Origin of the sequence: Bradyrhizobium sp., from assembly GCF_049581145.1 — a bacterium.
GTDB lineage: Bacteria > Pseudomonadota > Alphaproteobacteria > Rhizobiales > Xanthobacteraceae > Bradyrhizobium.
In genome coordinates this window covers 1-2436 of the sequence record NZ_JBAURI010001259.1, presented here as the reverse complement: position 1 = coordinate 2436, position 2436 = coordinate 1, and the positions used below count along the sequence as shown (strand labels likewise).

At 64.0% G+C, this 2436-nt stretch carries 2 protein-coding genes; both read left to right on the top strand.

Annotation, left to right across the window (positions count from 1 at the left end):
• Positions 1-979 (top strand): B12-binding domain-containing radical SAM protein (locus tag WCB02_RS39980; protein WP_423968035.1); only part of this gene is annotated, 979 nt, incomplete at its 5' end.
• Positions 980-1532: 553 nt separating this feature from the next.
• On the top strand, positions 1533-2436 hold a 904-nt coding region (locus WCB02_RS39975; RefSeq protein ID WP_423968033.1), incomplete at its 3' end, for an MFS transporter.

The window sequence follows — 2436 nt, the reverse complement described above, 5'->3', positions numbered from 1 at the left end:
GGCGATGCCTCGCTACGATCTCCTCAAGAAGCACCGATACGTCAACAAGACGTTCGTCCAGACCTCACGCGGCTGCCATCAGGGCTGCACCTTCTGCGCCGAACCGCTGATGAACGGCCTCAAATTCCGTTATCGTCCGGTCGACGAGGTGATCCGGGAGATGGAGAATTGCGGCGCGCGCACCATCTCGATCAATGACGCCGACTTCTTCGGCACCCCCGAGCGTCCGAAAGAGGTGATGCGCGCGCTCAAGGGGCGCGGCCTGCACTGGCAGGCGGGGGTGACCTCCAAGCTGGCGCAGGATGACGAGATGCTCGAACTCGCCGCCGAAAGCGGCTGCACCATGCTCAGCATCGGCTTTGAATCGATTTCGCGCGAGACCTTGAAAAGCGTGCACAAGCACGTCAATCGGCCGGAAAATTTCGCGGCCCTGGTCGACAAGGCCCATTCCTACGGCATCATGGTGTTCGGCCTGTTCATGTTCGGCTTCGACGGCGACGACACCTCGGTGTTCGACGAGACCATCAAGTTCAATATCGCGGCGAAATACGATGCCTGCGCGTTTTCGGTGCTCACGCCCTATCCGGGCACGCTGACCTGGTACGAGATGAAGAAGGCCAACCGCATCGTTTCCTTTGATTGGACGATGTATGATCAGGGCCACGTCGTCTACCGGCCGGCCGGCATGACGCCGGACGAGCTTCGCATCGGTCAATCCAGCGCCTATGAGGGCTTCTATTCGAAATCCTCGATCGCCCGCCGTTTCCCGCTGCGCGGCAAGCGCCATCACGCGCAGTGGCTGATCTATAATCTCTTCATGCGCCGGGCATCGCAGACCGAAAATATCGACTCGATTGCCGAACCGACTGCCGAGCCGATGCTGGCGCCGATGCCGCCGATCCTGCCGGTGAAGCGCGAATGGCGTGCGGCGGTGCTGGAGGCCGCGAACGGGGCTGAAAGCCGCCAGGCCGCAAGCTGAACCCGAAGCGGACTTCGCGCAAGGACGGATTGGAGCCCATCGGGACCGTGCGAAGCGCGGGTCCGATCGGCGTGATCCGCCGCTTGGATCTCCGCATGGGCATGCCTTCACCCTACATCGCATCGACGCGTTGGTTATGGCCCGTTCATCGGCAGACGGTTCGGACCGCGCCCGCCTCGCCATAGGAAGATTCTCGCAGGCACAACGACTGCTGTGCGATATAGCGCCTGTTTCGCGCGGGGCGCGCACGCAGCCACGAGCGACCGGCCCGGATCGAGCGTGCGGCGAGGTCACGCAGCGCAACGGTGCACCGGCGTTCGCCGGAGGGGCCGGACGGGCCGTCGGCTCAGGCCACGTTGATGCCGAATCCCAAGGCCAGGTTTTTCCAGACCAGGTTTTCCAAACCAGGGCCTTTCGCGCCATGTCCAGGTGACAACCCAGCCTCGGCAAGCCCGGCACTGGATCGGCGCGGGCGCGTTGGCTAGATCTGAATGGCGTGGCCGCAAAGCAAAATAGAAAACGGCCAAAATTGAAAACGGGAGGAATACAACGGATGTCCGTCATCGAGCAGGCGACCCCACGCCTCAAATGGATTCAACGCGTCGCCCTGGCGATGCTGGTGGTCGCGGGCGTGGTCAATTATATCGACCGCGCGACGCTCGCGGTCGCCAATCCGCTGATCCGGAATGAGCTCGGCCTCTCGATTGCGGACATGGGTTACCTGCTGTCGGCTTTCCTGTGGGCCTATGCGTTCTCGCAATTGCCCACCGGCGCGATGGTCGACCGGCTGGGGCCGCGCATCCTGCTCGCCTGCGGCCTCAGCCTGTGGTCGCTGGCGCAGCTGCTCGGCGGGATGGTACAGAATTTCGGACAGTTTTTCGGCGCCCGCGTGCTGCTCGGCATCGGTGAGGCGCCGCAATTCCCGACCGGCGCGCGGGTGGTGCGCGACTGGTTCAACCAGCGCGATCGCGGGCTCGCCACCGGCGTCTTCAACTGCGCCTCCTCGCTGGGCACGGCGATCGCGGTCCCCTTGCTGACCTTCCTGATGCTGAGCTTCGGCTGGCGGGTGATGTTCGTGGTGATGGGCGCCGCCGGCCTGATCGTGGCCGCCTTCTGGTACCTCGTCTACCGCAACCCCACCGAACTCCCGTTGACGGCGGAGGAGAACAGCTACCGCACGCAGGGCGATCCGCGGGGTCAGCGCACGCAGGTCACGCTGCGCGAATGGAAGACCTTGTTCCGGTTCCGGACCACCTGGGGCATGGTGTTCGGCTATTTCGGCTGCATCTATCTGACCTGGATCTACACCGCATGGCTGCCCGGCTATCTCGAGATCGAGCGCCACATGAGCGTGAAATACACGGGATGGGCCGCCGCCGTTCCGTTTGCCTGCGGCGTGGTCGGCGGCGTGTTGGGCGGCTATCTCGCCGACATGCTGGTGCGGCGCGGCGTCGAGC